Origin of the sequence: Acetobacter papayae, from assembly GCF_047721125.1 — a bacterium.
Classification (GTDB): Bacteria; Pseudomonadota; Alphaproteobacteria; order Acetobacterales; family Acetobacteraceae; genus Acetobacter; species Acetobacter papayae.
The window spans coordinates 17,823-34,773 of the sequence record NZ_JBDNWF010000027.1; the positions used below are offsets into that span (position 1 = coordinate 17,823).

Annotated in this window: 13 protein-coding genes; 8 read left to right on the top strand and 5 right to left on the bottom strand. The window is 59.6% G+C overall.

Annotation, left to right across the window (positions count from 1 at the left end):
* Positions 1-19: 19 nt before the first annotated feature.
* The 3 genes from ABF757_RS08920 (at position 20) to ABF757_RS08930 (ending at position 5,477) form a co-directional block, all read left to right on the top strand.
* A complete protein-coding gene (locus ABF757_RS08920) occupies positions 20-2,416 on the top strand; it encodes an ATP-binding protein (protein WP_415481861.1) in 2,397 nt (798 codons plus the stop codon).
* Positions 2,417-2,540: 124 nt separating this feature from the next.
* A complete protein-coding gene (locus ABF757_RS08925) occupies positions 2,541-3,077 on the top strand; it encodes an adenine phosphoribosyltransferase (RefSeq protein ID WP_025860350.1) in 537 nt (178 codons plus the stop codon).
* A 132-nt stretch (positions 3,078-3,209) separates the two neighbouring features.
* Positions 3,210-5,477, top strand: coding sequence for an FUSC family protein (locus ABF757_RS08930; protein WP_415481862.1), 2,268 nt, complete (start codon positions 3,210-3,212; stop codon positions 5,475-5,477).
* An 86-nt stretch (positions 5,478-5,563) separates the two neighbouring features.
* On the opposite strand, the gene ABF757_RS08935 is transcribed toward ABF757_RS08930, so the two are convergent.
* The 4 genes from ABF757_RS08935 to ABF757_RS08950 form a co-directional block, all read right to left on the bottom strand.
* On the bottom strand, positions 5,564-6,235 hold the full coding sequence (locus ABF757_RS08935) for a uracil-DNA glycosylase family protein (protein WP_415481863.1): 672 nt from the start codon (positions 6,233-6,235) through the stop codon (positions 5,564-5,566).
* A 155-nt stretch (positions 6,236-6,390) separates the two neighbouring features.
* The gene (locus ABF757_RS08940) at positions 6,391-7,809 is read right to left on the bottom strand and encodes a cytochrome c (RefSeq protein WP_025860352.1); all 1,419 of its coding nucleotides are present in this window, start codon (positions 7,807-7,809) and stop codon (positions 6,391-6,393) included.
* Between the two features lie 48 nt (positions 7,810-7,857).
* Positions 7,858-10,089 (bottom strand): PQQ-dependent dehydrogenase, methanol/ethanol family, encoded by a 2,232-nt coding sequence (locus ABF757_RS08945; protein ID WP_415481864.1) that lies wholly within the window; start codon positions 10,087-10,089, stop codon positions 7,858-7,860.
* 208 nt (positions 10,090-10,297) lie between these two features.
* Entirely contained in the window at positions 10,298-10,861 is a 564-nt protein-coding gene (locus ABF757_RS08950) for a hypothetical protein (protein ID WP_415481866.1), read from the bottom strand.
* Between the two features lie 171 nt (positions 10,862-11,032).
* Here ABF757_RS08950 and ABF757_RS08955 point away from each other — a divergent pair, with 171 nt between their 5' ends.
* From ABF757_RS08955 to cyoD, 5 genes are all read left to right on the top strand, one after another.
* The gene (locus ABF757_RS08955; RefSeq protein ID WP_025860354.1) at positions 11,033-11,809 is read left to right on the top strand and encodes a Bax inhibitor-1/YccA family protein; all 777 of its coding nucleotides are present in this window, start codon (positions 11,033-11,035) and stop codon (positions 11,807-11,809) included.
* A gap of 585 nt (positions 11,810-12,394) precedes the next feature.
* Positions 12,395-13,321, top strand: coding sequence for a ubiquinol oxidase subunit II (cyoA, locus tag ABF757_RS08960; protein WP_025860355.1), 927 nt, complete (start codon positions 12,395-12,397; stop codon positions 13,319-13,321).
* Between the two features lie 5 nt (positions 13,322-13,326).
* Positions 13,327-15,318 (top strand): cytochrome o ubiquinol oxidase subunit I, encoded by a 1,992-nt coding sequence (gene cyoB / locus ABF757_RS08965; RefSeq protein WP_415481867.1) that lies wholly within the window; start codon positions 13,327-13,329, stop codon positions 15,316-15,318.
* Positions 15,318-15,923: a cytochrome o ubiquinol oxidase subunit III gene (cyoC, locus tag ABF757_RS08970; protein ID WP_025860356.1), complete on the top strand. Its 606-nt coding sequence runs from the start codon at positions 15,318-15,320 to the stop codon at positions 15,921-15,923. The genes cyoB and cyoC overlap by 1 nt, the downstream gene beginning before the upstream one ends.
* Positions 15,923-16,252 (top strand): cytochrome o ubiquinol oxidase subunit IV, encoded by a 330-nt coding sequence (gene cyoD, locus ABF757_RS08975; protein WP_035370549.1) that lies wholly within the window; start codon positions 15,923-15,925, stop codon positions 16,250-16,252. Before cyoC ends, cyoD begins: the two co-directional genes overlap by 1 nt.
* A gap of 394 nt (positions 16,253-16,646) precedes the next feature.
* Here cyoD and fdxA read toward each other — a convergent pair.
* On the bottom strand, positions 16,647-16,951 hold a 305-nt coding region (gene fdxA / locus ABF757_RS08980; RefSeq protein ID WP_415481868.1), incomplete at its 5' end, for a ferredoxin FdxA.

Genomic DNA, 16,951 nt, shown 5'->3' on the forward strand with positions numbered 1-16,951 from the left:
ACAGGGAGCATGCCTGAACATGCCAAGGCATCCGGCAAGACGGGCCCACGCGCTGGCGCTGATTGGTGCGGGGCTGCTGATCGTGACCTTTGGCGCGATGGGTATTGAACTCGGAAATGAAATGGCGCGGCACGGCGCGCTGGATCGTGAAAGCACGGCGGCGGGTAGTTATCTGCGCGGCCTGCACCACGCCACGAGCGATGCGCGGATCTGCCATTACGCGTGGGAGGCCCATCACCAGCAGGAAGATGCGGCCTGTTATGCTCAGGCTATTGGGCAACTGACGGATAGTTTGGGTGGATTCGCGGCATTCCGGGCCGTGCAGCAGCGCGAGCAGGCCGGGCGTAACGAGCCGCTCGATGCCGTGCAGGCCCAGCTTTCGGATATCAGCACATGGGCCCCTGCGGCTGAGCGCATGCCCATAGGGGGTGAGCAGGCGCTGGCCGGGCTGGATCAGAATCTGGCGGTGCTGAGCCGCGCGAGCACGCTCGATCAGGCGGACCGCGTGGCCGATATGCTCCGCAATACAAGCTGGCAGCGCAGGCTGGCGCTGCTGGGTATTCTCACCGGTGTTTTCAGCATGATTTCGGCGGGCTGGGTGCTGGACCGCTCATCGCTCGCCGCGGCACGGGCCGAGGCCTCCTCGCGCGATCTGGCGTTGCGCCTGCGCGCCACGCTGGACAGCCTGAGCCTTGGCGTTGCGGTGTTCGGGGCAGATGGCCGCCTGTGGCACTGGAACGAGCAGCTTGCCGTGGTGCTGGGGCTGGAAAAGGATTTTCTACGCACTGGCCTGCCCTACAATACCCTTAGCTCCGTGCTGGTGGTGGATGGTGTGCCCCTGCTGGAACCCATTGAGCATGTTGAGGCCAGTCTGGCCCGTAGCGAGCCCGACCCGCCGGTAATGGTGGAATGTCAGGGCACCAACGGGGCTGATCTGGAACTGTGCCGCACGGTGTTTTTTGCACCCGATGGAGCAGCGGAGCAGCGCGGCTTTGTGCTGACGGCGGCTGATATCACCATGCGTCTGCGCAGCGAGCGCGCTCTGGGCGAGGCGCAGAAGCTGCGCGCGCTGGGGCAGCTTACGGCCGGTATCGCGCATGACTTCAAAAACCTGCTGACGGTCATTCTGGGTAATCTGGAGCTGGCGGCTGAATATGACCAGCCCGATCAGGCAGAGCAGAGGCAGGAATACCTGTCCGCCGCCGCCCATGCCGGGCACCGCTCGGAAGCGCTGACCGGCCAACTCCTGTCCTTCATGCGCCGCCAGTCGGGCTCGCCCGGCTGCCTGTATCTGGGCAAGCTGTTTGCGGTGCTGGGCGGGCTGCTGGGCCGCGTTATCGGGCCGCGTATCGTGGTCGAATGCGACCATGTAATGGATGTATGGCCAGTCTGTGTGGATGCTGCACAGCTTGAAAGTGCCATTCTCAATCTGGCTATTAACGCGCGTGACGCCATGCCTTCGGGCGGCAGCCTGCGGATTATCGCGCGTAATGTCACGTTTTCGGTCAATGCGGATCTGATGAGCCTGCCGGTGGAAGAAGGGCGGGCCATGCGGGTTGTATCGGAAACGATGCCCCTGCCTGCGGGTGACTGGGTCAGGCTCGATGTGATTGATAGCGGCTCAGGCATGACGCGCGATGTCATGGACCGGCTGTTCGAACCCTTTTTCACTACCAAGCGTGAAGGCGCTGGCACCGGGCTGGGGCTGGCCATGGTTCTGGCGTTTTCGCAGCAGGCGCATGGGCGCGTTATGGTGGCCACGGGGCGTGGTATCGGTACAGAGGTTTCGCTCTGGCTGCCGCGCGGACAGATTGTGGCCTCGGAAACCACGCGCACCGAGGCAGCGGAGGCCACACCGGCGGATGCCCTGCCCGTGGGCGAAGCGCGCGCTGTGCTGGCCCGTGCCGAGCTGAGCAATGCCGGGCAGGCGGATGCCCCGAGGGCCGGAGGGGCCGTTTCCGCACAGGGCGAGCATACCCCGCCTGAGACACGCACCGCCGGACAGGCTGCGGTCTCTCGCCCTGAGCCGACCCGCAGCCTTCAGGTGTTGGTGGTAGAGGATGATGCCGTTATCCGTGACATTGTGGTGACAATCCTTGGCATGGCCGGGCATCGTGTATTTGAAGCCGGGGACGGCGAGCAGGCGTTTGATGTAGCCGCCGGTGTGGAAGGCGGGCTGGACCTGCTGGTGAGTGATATCCAGCTTCCCGGCCCGCTGGATGGCGTGACGCTGTCGCGCGTGCTGGTCGAGCGCTATCCGGGGCTGGCGGTTGTTTATATGTCGGGTGAACTCACGGCGGATTCTCCCCCGCCCCGCGGTGGGGTTGAAACCGCCTGCCTGCTGGCCAAACCCTTCCGGCGCGATGGGCTGATGGAGGCTGTCAGCATCGCGCTGGAGGCCCGCGCGGCGGGCTGAACTGCGCCGCACCCTTGCAGAATACCCCCGTGCGGGATACAGCGTTGCGGCCCTGCCGGGTGGCGGGCGGTAATGAACATGATGCCCTCTTGTGGGCCGCAGGGATGAAGGGTTGCGAGAGACCATGACGGTACGCGAAGAGATCGATCTTAAGAGTTTTATCCGGCATATTCCGGATTTTCCCAAGCCGGGTATCCTCTTTTACGATATTTCGACCCTGATGCGTAACCCCGATGCCTGGCAGATGGCCATGGGGCGTCTGGCACGGCAGGTCGCACCCCTGCGCCCGGATGTGCTGGCGGCGGTTGAATCGCGCGGGTTTCTGACGGCAGCCCCTCTGGCCGACCGGCTGGGCTGCGGTATGCTGATGCTGCGTAAGCGCGGCAAGCTGCCGGGCAAAACCGTCTCCCATACCTATGATCTGGAATACGGTTCCGACACGCTGGAAATTCAGGAAGACGCCGTGCTGCCCGGCCAGCGCGTGGTGATCATGGATGACCTGTTGGCAACCGGTGGCACGCTTTCGGCCTCGGCCACGCTGCTGCGCAAGGCGGGTGCCAATGTTGTTGGGGCCTCGGTGCTGATGGAGCTCACCGGTCTGGGTGGTCGCGCTCGCATGGATGGCGTGCCGGTCACAACCCTTATGTCCTACGAAGACTGATTGATTGCGGGTGAGGCCGGTTAGGGTGCCGGTCTTGCCCGAAAGGGTTTTTATAACGGTCTGAGGTCTGTTCCTTGTGGAGCATACCTGCCGTGCATACGCTTTTGCCCCGCTCTGAGGTAAAAGACCGGCATGGCACCTTCCACCCCGACCGACCCGGCGGGCCCCCAGCGAACCGGGTTTCCCCGCTCAGTGGGCCGGTTCTTTCAGGCGGTCGCGCTGATTGTCCGCCAGGCCCTGACGGGTGGCGGTGAGCCACGCAGGCTTGATGGCCTGCGCTGGCTGTACGCGCCTGATGCGCTGGCTTTCGGCTATGCGCTGCGCACCACCATTTCCTCGCTGATAGCCCTTGGTATTGCCCTGTGGTGGGAACTGGGCAGCCCGCAATGGGCGGCCCTTACGGTATGGATGGTGGCACAGGGCACGCGTGGCAAATCCATTGCCAAGGCGCGCTGGCACATGTTCGGCATGGTGGTGGGGATTCTCTGCGCCTTTGTGCTGGTGGGGTGCATGCCGCAATCACCACTGCTCTATATCTTCTGGGTTGCGGTGGGGATCGGGCTGTTCTGCTTTATCGGCACCCTGCTGCCGGGCCCCGCCACCATGACCAATTATCGCATTCATGGCATGCGGGCCTCGGGGTTTACCTATGCCATTATCGCGCTGGATGGTGCTGCGGCCCCGGATCAGATTTTCCAGATCGCCATGGCGCGCGCGACGTATATTACCCTTGGCATTGTGGTGGAAACCACCATTTCCTCGCTGTTCCAGTATCAGCTTGGTTCGCGCGCCAGAAACCGGTTGGCCACCAATTTTGTGCAGGCCCTCAGGGGGGCCGTACCCACCCTGCGCAGTCTGCTGGCGGGCGACCGCCGGGCGGTTCTGTCCTCGCCGGGAGTGTTTTCCACCATCGCCACCATGAGCGATCAGGTGGAGTTTGCCGAAATTGAAATGGGCACCCACCAGCATGAGGGTGACCACGCGCGCGCAGCGCTGGCGGCCATTACGGTGCTGATGTCACGCGGGCTGGAGCTTGGAACGCTCATTAATGTGCCGCAGAGCGATGGGCCGGACTATCGGCAATTAGCAGCCCGCACCGGCAGTTTTCTCAATGATCTTCCCGCGCGGCTGGAAAGTGAAGGGCCTATCGGCCCTGTGCTGGCTGATCTGGCGCATTTGCGTGCGGATAGTCGGCAACTGGCCACGGCCTGCCTCGAGCGCGAAATGGTGGCGGCCACTCACCCGCCGGTTGATCTGGATATGGAAGTCGGGCTGTCGCGGCAGGGGCAGGTGCTGCACAAGCTGGCTACCCTGCTTGATGAATTGTCGCTTGCTATCGAACAGTTTGAAATGAGCCGTAGCACCCAGCCGCATGACCAGTTCCATTACCCCATGCGCTCGTATCGTGACTGGCGCATGGCGTTTTACAATAGCCTGCGTGCCAGTGTGACGATTTTCTGTTCCGGCCTGATCTGGATTGCGACAGGCTGGCCGGATGGTCTGTTTTTCATGATGTTCGTGGCCATTGTCTGCGCGTTGTTTTCAACACTGGAAAAACCCGCTCTGGCCACACAGTCTTTTCTGCATGGTACAATCTGCGTCATTGGTCTGTGCTGCGCGCTTGACCTATGGGTTATGGCGCGCCCCTCGGTTTATGAAACACTGGCACTGGTGCTGGCCGTACCCATGCTGATCGGGGGCATGGCGTTTGCATGGGCACCACTGGCACTGGCGGCCGTGGCGTATAACCTGTTTCTGCCCATTCTGGTCAGCCCTATGAATGAAGGGCGGCTGGACGAAATCATGTATTTCAACACGGCCCTGCCGCTGTTTCTGGCCATGATGTTCTGCATGTGGATGTACCGGATCTTCCTGCCGGTTGATCCCAATGGGCTGCGATGGGACATGCGCGTGGATATTCTGCGGCGTTTGCGCAGGCAGGCCGGTTCCAGCCGCCCGATGTCCGCGCCAGAGGTTATCGGGCGGAATGTTGAAGGCTTTGTCCGGCTGTCCAGCATGGGCGCTGGCAATGATTTTGTGCTGGAGCGCTATCTGGGCGGTGTTCTGTGCAGCATGACCATTGAGCTTAATCTGCTTCGTCTGCGCAGTATTCTGGAGCGTGGCGCGCTGCCCGATGATGCCAACCGCCCTATTCGGTTGATGATGGCGCGCATGCACCGCTTTTCAGGCCGTTATGGTGGGCAGTATGGCCGCACGGCCCGGGCGGCGGGCGAGGCTGTCACGCATCTGGCTTTGCTGGAGCGCTCGGAAACCAATCTGTCTGTGCGGGTTGAAATGCTGAGCGCATTGGCCAGCCTGCGCGTGATCGAGGCTGAACTGCGCGAGAACGAGGCGTTTTTCGATGCGTCCAACCCGTATTTGGATGGCGCGCTTTCCTGAAGGTTGGCGGTGGCCCTCACGGGTTAACTGTGGCGGCTGATACTTCAGGTTCCCACTGACCAGAGCGTGTGTTTCTGGCTGCGAGCCTAATCGAGTGCCGCGTGCACGGCCTGCCGCAGGGCAGGGATCACCTGCGCGCGAAAAGCCGGAGTGCGTCTCTCCCACTGGCCTGTGCGCCATGAAGGATGGGGCAGCGGAAAGAAGCGCGGCAGGAAGCGCTCGAAATCCAGCGTGCGGTCAAAAACGCTGCCTTTGCCGAGCACATGGTTCTGGGCAAAGCCACCAACCAGCAGGGTCAGGCGGATATTGGGCAACTGGGCCAGAAGTCGCGCGCGCCACAGGGCAGCACAGGCCGGCGGGGGTGGCTTATCGCCCCCTTTTGGCTGCACGCCGGGATAGCAGAAAGCCATGGGCACAAGGGCGACACGGGTCTGGTCGTAAAAAACGTCCCGCTTCATGCCCAGCCATTCGCGCAGGCGATCTCCCGAAGCATCGTTGAAGGAAATACCGGTTTCATGCACCCGTGTACCCGGTGCCTGACTGGCAATCAGCAGCCGCGCGCGTGAATCCGCATGCACGACGGGGCGGGGTTCAAAGGGCAGAATATCGGCGCAGGCGGTGCAGGCACGCAGGGATGTCAAAAGCCCGGCCAGTTGTTCCGGCCCGGTTTCAACGCCTGTCTCGGTTTCCAGCGTGGTTTTTGGGGCTGCCCGCAGGTCTGTCGTTGTCGGCGCACTGGCTTGTGGCTGAAAGATCATGATGGGGTGGATATGTGCGGGTGGGTCTGCCGGTGCAATGGGTGGGTTTTAAAAAGCAGGCATAAAAAAACACCGCAACGTTGCCGCTGCGGTGTTTTTCAAAACCCGTCCGGTCATGGGCGAACCCATGGCCGGGAGTAGGGAGGATGCGGGTCTTACTGAGCCGCGTCCACACCTGCATGGGTCTGGGGAGCGAAGGTCCACCCTGCGCCATAAGGCTGCGGCATGAACAGGCCCCAGGTTGCCGTAGCCGCCGTGGCATTGGCCCAGCCTTCGGTCGGGATCGGCGCATTGTCCAGCCGCAGGTGCTGGATATCGGCCGCCGTCACGTTGGCAGGAGCCTTGTTGCCCCAGGCGGAGCGGATGAAGTTGACCACATCGGCGATCTGCTGATCGGACAGGATGGTCTTGTAAGCGGGCATGGCCACAGCCGAAGGAGCCCAGTTGGTGGGCGGCAGCACGCCACCAGCCACCACAACATGGGCAACCGATGTCGGGTTGTCGGTCACGACAACGGGGTTACCTGCCAGCGGCGGGAACATACGCGCCACACCACCACCATCGTTACGGTGACAGGCCGAGCACTGTTCCAGATAGATCTTGGCACCGGCATTGTCGGTCACGCTGCCTGAATCCAGCGCCTGAGCGGTGGAGGCATCATACGTGTAGTCCCCACGCGACGGGGGTACCGGCGGCATGGACTTCAGGTATTTGGCGATGGCGTGCAGATCGGAATCCGTGAAGTACTGCGTGCTCCAGCCCACCACGTCGGCCATGCCACCGAACACGGCGGAATGATCCGTACGGCCAGACTTCAGGAACGTGAACAGGTCGTCTTCAGACCAGCGACCGACACCCACAACGGGGTCGTTACGCAGGCTGGGAGCGATCCAGTTGTCGATAACGCCGCCGCCAGCCAGGAAGTCCGGGCCGCCTGCTGCGTCAAACGCTTTTTCCTGCATGGCAAAACCACGCGGTGTATGGCACGCGCCGCAATGGCCAGCGCCTGTCACCAGATATTCGCCACGAGCGATATCCGGGTCCGTACCGGGGGCCGGGGTAAAGGCCTTGGGTGCCGGAGCGAACATGGCGCGCCAGATGCTCAGCGGCCAGCGCATGGACAGCGGCCATGTGATGTCCGCTTCCTGGTTCTTCTGGGAGACCGGAGCCACGCCGTGCATGAAATACGCATACAGGGCTTTGATGTCTTCTGGCGTCATGCGCGAGAAGGAGGGGTACGGCATGGCCGGATACAGCGTGCTGCCATCCTTGCGTACGCCATGACGTACCGCTTCATCAAATTCCTGAAGCGTATAGGTGCCGATCCCGTAGGTGGGGTCGGGCGTGATGTTGGTCGAGTAGATCGTGCCGATGGGCGTCTTGATCGACAGCCCACCTGCAAATTTCTGACCGTTCAGGGCCGTGTGACAGGCCACGCAGTCACCAAGACGCGCGACATATTCACCCTGTTTGATCAGATCCGCGTCCGCCTCCTGAGCATGAGCCAGGGACGTTCCTGCCAGAAGCCCGACAGTGACCGCTCCGAGAGCGGCTTTTAGTCTGTTCATCATCATTTTTACCACTGTATTGCCTGAGTGCCGAATGACGTCATGACTGCCGGGTTATTTGGGCGCAATGCCAATGACCGGATCCTGCGGCGTTCCGCTGGCGTTCTTACGAGCGTCAACTTCGCGCTGGTACGTATCGTTCGCACGCTTGATCAGGTACTGACGGATCGATTCAATTTCGTCAGGCGTCATGCTGGTGTCGAAGCGATCCATGCCATAGGCGGTCAGAGCACCGCGGCCCACAACATTGTAGAACGCATCCTTGTGACGGATGGAGCCGGACCAACGCAGGTCGGGCAGCATGCCGGCACCTTCGCCGTTATCGCCATGGCAGGTCTGGCAGTAGGTCTGGTACTGGAAGTACCCTTTATCCACTACCTTGCTGTCGTATTCAGCAGGCGGCTTGACGGGCAGGAAGCCCAGGCTGTTCATTTCAGGCAGGGAAGCCTTGCCGTCGAGCGAGAACACAGCCACGAAGGAGTGGTTGACCGTCCAGCCCGAGGTACGGCCCATGCCGCCCATGGAAATGGGGTAGATACCGCCCCAGCCCACTTCAACCGCAACATACTGCTTGCCATTCACGCTGTAGCTGATGGGCGAAGCAATGATGCCGCTCTGTGCGTTGAACTTGAACAGGTCGGAACCGTTGGTTGCGTCGTAGGCGTGGAATTCGCCGTTGGCCAGACCCTGGAAGAGCAGGTCGCCGCCGGTGGCGAGCACGCCGCCGTTCCACGGACCCTTGTGGTCGATCTGCCACACGGTCTGCATCTTCACCGGATCCCATGCCAGCACTTCGCCGTGCAGGTCCTTCATGTAGGCCGAGCGGGCTTCTGCGTTGTCGGGCAGGCCGGTCTTGGTCATGTCCAGACCCAGGTTCCAGGAATCCGGGTGGGCCTTGAAGCCGCCGGTCTGGTTCTTGTAGCCGAACGGAATCTGGTGCGCGGGCAGGTAGATCAGGTGCGTGCGGGGGCTGTAGGCCATCGCCATGAAGTTATGTGCACCGAGCGGGCCGGGAATACCGTACCAGAAGTTGCCGTTGAGCGTCCACAGACCTTCGGGGTTGTAGATCGGACGGCCGGTCAGCGGATCAAGGCCGCTGGCCCAGTTCTCGTAGGTGTAGTTACGGCCGGCGAGGAATTCACCCGTCTTGGCGTCGAGAATGTACAGGAAGCCGTTCTTGGGCGCATGCACGATCACGCGGCGGGTTTCGCCGTTGACGGGCATATCGATGGTCATGATCTGCTGGACTGAGGTGTAGTCCCACTGATCCATCGGCGTTTCCTGGAAATGCCAGACATATTCGCCGGTTTCAGGCTTAACGGCGACAATGCTGCCTAGGAACAGGTTGCTGCCAATGCCGCCGGAGCGGTATTTGTAGTTCCAAGGAGAGCCGTTGCCTACGCCCAGATAGACCAGATCGGCCACCGGATCATAGATTATGGAGTCCCAGACGGTGCCGCCACCGCCCTGCTGTACCCATGCACCCTTCGGGTCCCAGGTCTTGTAGGCTTTGTCCATCAGCGTCTTGTCGGACACTGCATGGTCAGGCTGGTTCTTGTTGTTGGGAACCGTGTAGAAGCGCCATTTCAGCTTGCCGGTCTCGGCATCGAAAGCGGAAACAAAGCCGCGCGCACCGAATTCCGCACCGCCATTGCCGATCAGCACCAGACCCTTGACCACGCGCACAGCGCCGTCAACAGTGTAGGAGCGCTGCTTGCCCAGTGAGGCTTCCGGCGGGATGGTGTTGACTTCCCAGACCTTCTTGCCGGTCTTGGCGTCCAGAGCGATCATACGGCCGTCGAACGTGCCGAAGAACACCTTGCCATTCCAGTAGCCAGCACCGCGGTTTACGGTGTCACAGCAGCCTTTGTCGGCAATGTTGCCGGGCACCTGCGGGTCGTATTCCCACAGCAGCTTGCCGGTGGCCGCGTCGAGGGCTTTCATTTTGGACCAGTTGGTGGTGGCATACATGATGCCGTCCACGACCAGCGGCGTGCCTTCCTGGCCGCGATTGGTATCAAAATTGTAATACCAGGCCAGTTTCAGGTTGCCGACATTGGCGCGGTTGATCTGATCCAGCGGGCTGTAGCGCTGTTCGCTGTAGGTGCGGCCATAAGTAAGCCAGTTTTCGGGATGCTCATCCGCGTGAATGATGGCTTCCCCCGTGTCGCCCAAGGTATCGGCGTGGGCAGGGAGGGCCACGCAGGGCAAGGCGGCGGCGCAGAGTGTTCCGGCCGCGAGAATTCCTTGCAGCGAACGTCTCTTGGCGGAGGCGGGGCGGGTCATGCGTTCATGTCCTCGACTGGTGTAAAGGTGAGGAAAAAATAATAGCCGGTGGTCCGGTTTCTGACACATCAGCCAAGGCGTGAGCGGGATGTCAATCACGCGCCGCGAATAGCTGCCCTTTCCGGGGCGGATAATTTGCAGGTCTTACAGGGCGGTAGGGGCATGACGGCGGCGTGAGGTGATGGCGATCCGCACGATAATGTTGTTGTTATAACAATTCTGGATCAGGTCTGAAACAGTTAGTGAAAGGGTAGTCAGCTTCCTTTTCCAAGGATAGCGGATCGTGGTTTTTTCCTGAACTGAACACAGTGAATTCGTAGAGTTCCTCCTGATCGGGGCAGGTGGCATAATGGATGGACAGCCAGTGGTTAACCTCTTCCACGGGGGCTGTTGCAACATCCGCCAGCGGCACGGCCAGGGGGGTATGTGGGGGGGGCGGAGTGAGCCCCGCCCGGCGTGCGGCAGCACGGATTTTCACGGAAAGGTGATCTGTTTCAGACCCCTGTACGAGAGCCGCCAGCAAGATTCGGCGTTGTCTTTCCACAAGAGTGAAGCCGGTATGGCGCAGGCGGATAGGCTGCCTCAGACGCAGTACCAGCAGCCCGTGATCCAGCTCTTCCATGGCGGTGGGCGAGACAACCTGACCCAGTGTGACCAGTGGCAGGGCCAGCGTAGGGGCAGGCCGCCATGTTTTGGAAGGGAAAAAACCCTGCAACGTGCGGAAAAACTCGGTCATTTCGGGGGGAATGGCAAGACCTGCGATCAGGAACATGGCAACACCGTGGGGCTTGTATAAAGGGGGCGGCGCACGAGGCCGCGTCGGGCAGGGAGAGCCATTCCTGCCTTAATGTTATGCCATACACGCTTCCCACCCTTGACGTGGGGGAAATGCAACCACAAGTATGAAACAGAACCGGCCAGTCCGGACAAGGAGAAGAGCATCATGTCGTTTAGTCGGGATTACCGTTCCCCTGCCTCAGCATCCGGATGGAACGCGCAGGCCAGCGTGGATGCCGGACTGCGATCCTATATGCTGCGCGTCTATAACTGGATGGCGTCCGGTCTGCTGCTGACCGGTATCGTGGCGTATGTCATTGCCAATACAAGCCTCAGCGGCCTGTTTTTCCAGCAGGTCATGGTGCCTTCGGGCGCGCTGATGCTGCGGCCGACGCTCCTTGGTGATCTGGCCATGCTGTCGCCGCTGGCCTTCGTGCTTGTCATGTCCTTTGGTATTAACCGGCTTTCGCTTCAGGGCGCGCAGATGCTGTTCTGGGCGTTTGCAGCGGCCATGGGGGCGAGCCTGAGCAGCATTTTTGCTGTGTATACCGGCACCTCCATCATGCGCGTCTTTCTGGTGACGTCCTGCATGTTCGCCGCTACATCGCTGTGGGGCTACACGACCAAAGCCAACCTGATGCGCTTCAGCTCCTTTATGATGATGGGCCTGTTCGGCCTGCTCATTACCGGGCTGGTGAACATGTTCCTGCACAGCGCTACCGTCTATTATCTTTATAGCGCGGCCGGGGTGCTGATCTTCACCGCCTTCTGTGCTTTCGATGCGCAGCGTATCCGCATGACCTATATGCAGGTTGCCGCTTACGAAAGCCCGGAGATGATGAGCAAGCGCAGTGTTTATGACGCGCTCAACCTCTACCTGAACTTTATCAACCTCTTTCAGTTCATGCTGCAGTTCATGGGTGTGCGCAATTCGGGGGACTGATTTTCGCCCCTGATACCATCACCTTCCCGCGCAAGGGGATGCTGATAACCCGGCCTTTCGAGGCCGGGTTTTTTTGTGCCCGAAGGTATGCCTGAAATGAATGCTGATATGTCTAATCAGAATGGGGAGTGGAGTGGTCCTGATGGTGGGCGGGAGTGTTGTAACGAAAACGAGAGCGCGTATCTGTGGTGGGTAATCAGAAAAACAGAGCTAAATTTTGCCATTATCTGATTTCCCGCCACCTCCCCCCTTCATCGGCGTACCTGTGGGGTACGAGCAATGTAACGGCACCGGTATGATATAACGAGTGGCAAGGACTTGTGACGAAAGGCAGATGGAACTTTTCTGACGTTTGAGAATCAGCCTGTAGGGAATAAGGTGCGTCCATGGCGTTGCTGTCATGGTTCGTTCTGCCATGTCGTGTGCCCCGTTTGCCTGCCTTTTTGCGCGGGCAGGCGGGTTTGTGGCGTGAGTAAGGGCGGAATATGTCCGTGGCGCGGTTTTTCTTGCCGTTGTCAGGCTTCTATGGCAGCAGGGCAAGGAGTCTTATGAGGCTATGTTGATGTCAGAACCAAGAGGCGTGCGATGAAAAACAAGTTACTGGCGAGACTGGCGCGATTGGGCGGCCTATCGTCAGCGTTGCTGCTTGCGGGGTGTGAACTGGACGTTCTCGACCCGAAAGGCCCGGTGGGTGAGGGCGTCAAGTCCCTGATCACCACCTCCGTGATCGCGATGCTGATTGTTGTGGTGCCGACGATTATTCTGTCTCTCGTGTTTGCCTGGCACTATCGCCAGTCCAACACCAGCGCGGAATACCTGCCGAAATGGAGCCACTCCAACAAGATTGAAGTGATCATCTGGGGCGTTCCGTCCCTGATTATTCTGTTTCTGGCAGTGATCACCTATCAGACCTGTCACTCCCTTGACCCCTACAAGCCGCTTGAGGCTGAAGCCAACACCAAGCCTCTGCACGTGCAGGTGGTGGCGCTGGACTGGAAGTGGCTGTTTATCTATCCGGAGCAAGGGATTGCCACGGTCAACCAGCTGGCCATGCCGGTCAACACCCCGGTTGATTTTGACATCACCTCTGACTCCGTCATGAACTCGTTCTTCATCCCACGCCTTGGTTCCATGATTTACGCAATGGCGGGCATGCAGACCCAGCTTCACCTGATGGCCAGTGAGCCGGGTGACTTTGCTGGTGAATCCGCCAACTACAGCGGTCGCGGCTTCTCTGATATGCGGTTCCATGCTCTGGCGATGGGCAATGATGAATTCAACGCCTGGGTCGAGAAGGTTCGTTCTTCCTCTGAAGAGCTGGATGGACAGACCTACCCGAAACTGGCCGCGCCTAGCGAGGCGAACCCTGTCGAATATTTCGCGCACGTTGAACCCGGCATGTTCAACACGATCGTAGCCAAATACAACAACGGCATGATCATGGACAAAAGCACCGGCAAGATGATCCAGGTGCAGCAGTCCGCGATGTCCGACATGAATATGAAGGAATAGGATCTATGCTAGGGAGACTATCGCTTTCGGCCATCCCGTTGGATGTGCCGATCCTAGTAGGTACGTTCATCGGCGTTCTCATTGTCGGTGTCGCGGTACTGGGACTGATTACCTATTACGGCAAGTGGGGCTACCTCTGGAAAGAGTGGTTTACCTCTGTCGATCATAAGCGTCTGGCTGTCATGTACATTGTACTGGCGCTGGTTGCTCTGGCCCGCGGTTTTGCGGACGCCATCATGATGCGTACCCAGCTTGCGCTGGCCTATGCCGGTAACCCCGGTTACCTGCCCCCGCATCACTACGACCAGATCTTCTCCGCTCACGGGACGATCATGATCTTCTTCCTGGCCATGGCGTTCATGACCGGTCTGTTCAACTTCATTGTGCCGCTCCAGATTGGCGCACGTGACGTGGCTTACCCGTTCCTGAACAACCTGAGCTTCTGGATGACGGCTGTTGCGTTCATGCTGGTGAACGTCTCCCTGTTCATTGGTGAGTTCTCGCAGTGCGGCTGGCTGGCTTATCCCCCGCTGTCCGAAATGCAGTTCAGCCCTGGCGTGGGTGTTGACTACTATATCTGGGCGATCCAGATCTCTGGTGTTGGCACGCTGCTGACCGGTGTTAACTTCTTTGTCACCATTGTTAAGATGCGCGCTCCAGGCATGACCTGGCTGAAGATGCCCGTGTTCACATGGACGGCGTTCTGCTCCTCCATCCTGATCATGGCGACCTTCCCCGTGCTGACGGTTGCTGTTGCCCTTCTGGGTCTGGACCGTTACTTCGGTATGCACTTCTTCACCAATGATGGTGGCGGCAACCAGATGCTGTACCTGAACCTGATTTGGGCTTGGGGTCATCCGGAAGTTTACATCCTTGTTCTGCCTGCCTTTGGTGTGTTCTCCGAAGTGGTGCCTGCTTTCTCCGGCAAGCCGCTCTTCGGTTACAAGACCATGGTCTATGCAACCTGCTCCATCATGGTGCTGTCGTTCCTTGTGTGGGTGCATCACTTCTTCACCATGGGCGCTGGTCCGGACGTGAATGCCTTCTTCGGCATCGCAACCATGATCATCTCCATCCCGACCGGTGTTAAGCTCTTCAACTGGCTGTTCACCATGTATAAAGGTCGCATCCAGTACCATGCTTGCATGTATTGGGCTGTTGGCTTCATGGTGGTGTTCACCATCGGTGGTATGACCGGTGTGATGATGGCCATCCCCGGTTCCGACTTTGTGCTGCATAACAGCCTGTTCCTGATTGCCCACTTCCATAACGTGATTATCGGCGGTGTGTATTTCGGTTACATCTGCGGCATGAACTTCTGGGCTCCCAAGGTTCTGGGCTTCAAGCTGAATGAAGCATGGAGCAAGCGGGCGTTCTGGTTCTGGCTGGTTGGCTTCTACTTCGCGTTCATGCCGCTGTATGTCCTCGGCTTCGAAGGCATGACCCGTCGTATGAACCACTATGACAACCCGGCCTGGTATCCCTGGATGCTGGTTGCTGAAGTGGGCGCGGTTCTGATCCTGCTGGGCATCGTGTGCCAGCTGGTGCAGCTCTATGTCTCCATCCGCGACTGCAACCTGCCGGAAAACCGCGACGTTTCGGGCGATCCCTGGAACGGCCGTACGCTGGAATGGTCCACCTCTTCTCCGCCGCCTGTGTATAACTTTGCCATTGTCCCCCATGTGCATTCGATCGATGCGTTCATGCACGACAAGGAAAACGGCATTGATACGCGTCAGGCTGGTGCTCAGTACGAGGCGATCCATATGCCCAAGAACACGGTGGCCGGTATTGCGGCGGGTCTGTTCGCCCTGATCTTCGGCTTTGCCGCGGTGTGGTATATCTGGTGGCTCGCAGTGGTTGGTCTGATTGGCGTAATTGCCACCGTGATTGCCCGCAGCGCGAACAAGGATGTGGATTTCTACATTCCCGCCGAAGAGGTTGCCCGGATCGAAAACGAGCACACCCGTAAACTGATGGCACAGGCAGCTGAATAATGGCACACGATACAACTGTTCAGACCGCGGGCCACGACGAACACCATCACGAATCTCCGGTGGTGTTCGGGTTCTGGGTCTATCTGATGACGGACTGCATCATTTTCGGCTCTCTGTTCGCCGTTTTTGCAGTCCTGCGGAACCAGTTCAACGGCGGTCCTACGCCGCATGAACTGTTCGAGTTCGGTGGGCTTGGGCTGGAAACAGCCCTGCTCCTCGTCTCTTCCATCACCTACGGGTTTGGCATGATTGCCGCCCACAAAAACCAGATCAGCCAGGTTATCCTGTGGCTTGGTGTCACGTTCCTGCTGGGTCTGGGCTTTGTGGGTCTGGAAGTGCGTGAATTCGCACACATGATTGCCGAAGGGGCTGGCCCGGATCGCAGTGCGTTCCTGTCTGCCTTCTTCACGCTGGTCTCCACGCACGGTCTGCATGTTTCATGCGGCCTGATCTGGATCCTGACGCTGATGGTTCAGCTGATGGGCACGACCGAGATCCCTGAACGCATGATGAACAAGCTCACCTGCCTGAGCCTGTTCTGGCACTTCCTGGATATCGTGTGGATCTGCGTTTTCTCCTACGTCTACCTGGCGGGCATGATCTGATGAGCACACAAACAAACTCCTCCGGCGAAAGCCACGGCAGCGTGTCATCGTACCTGATCGGTTTCGTTCTCGCTGTTGTTCTTACGGTTCTGTCGTTCCTTGTGGTTTCGACCCACAGCCTGTCCCCCATGGGCACGCTGGCCGCTCTGTCCATGCTGGCTCTGGTTCAGGTTCTGGTGCATCTGCACTACTTCCTGCACATGGGCGGCTCGTCCGAGCAGCGCTGGAACAACATCTGCTTCGTGTTTACCGTCGCTTTCGTGACCATCCTGATCGTGGGCACGGTGTTCATCATGACGAACACCACCATGCACATGATGTCACGCTGATCAGGCATTAGCCTGATCACCCTTTGCGAAGGGTGATGTGAACATGGCGAAACCCCCGGAGTCTTAGGGCTCCGGGGGTTTTTGCGTTTGGGGGGGGCGGTGGTCTGTAAGGTTGTTAGTCTGGCGTGCTGACTTGCCAGATGGTTCTATGGGGCCCGCTCATGCGGCAGGGTATTGCCACCAGACAGAGGTGGCTCCCGTTCTTGCTGCGAGCGGCTTGTGGGTGGTTTTGCCTCGTGATGGCGCGCAGGGGCTGCTGGGCGTTTGTGCATAAAAAAATGGCGCCGGGAAAAACCGGCGCCATTCTTCATGTCTGCTACTGGCTGTTGTGGTGCCTGAGCACCACGGGCAATCCGTTGCCCAAGGTCCTGATCGGGGTCCCTGGGCCGGGGGCTCAGCCTTTCTGCGGTTCGGGAGAAAGAAGGTCGGCCTTGTTGGGCTTGTCCTTCCATTCTTCCGCATCGGCCGGGGGCGTGCCCTTGCGGGTGATGTTCGGCCACAGGCTGGCATATTTGGTGTTGATTTCGGCCCATGCGGCCGAGCGGTCATCACTATCGGGGAAGATGGCTTCAGCAGGGCATTCCGGTTCGCACACACCGCAATCGATGCATTCGTCGGGGTTGATCACCAGGAAGTTTTCACCAGCGTAGAAGCAGTCAACGGGGCAGACTTCCACACAGTCCATGAATTTGCAGCGGA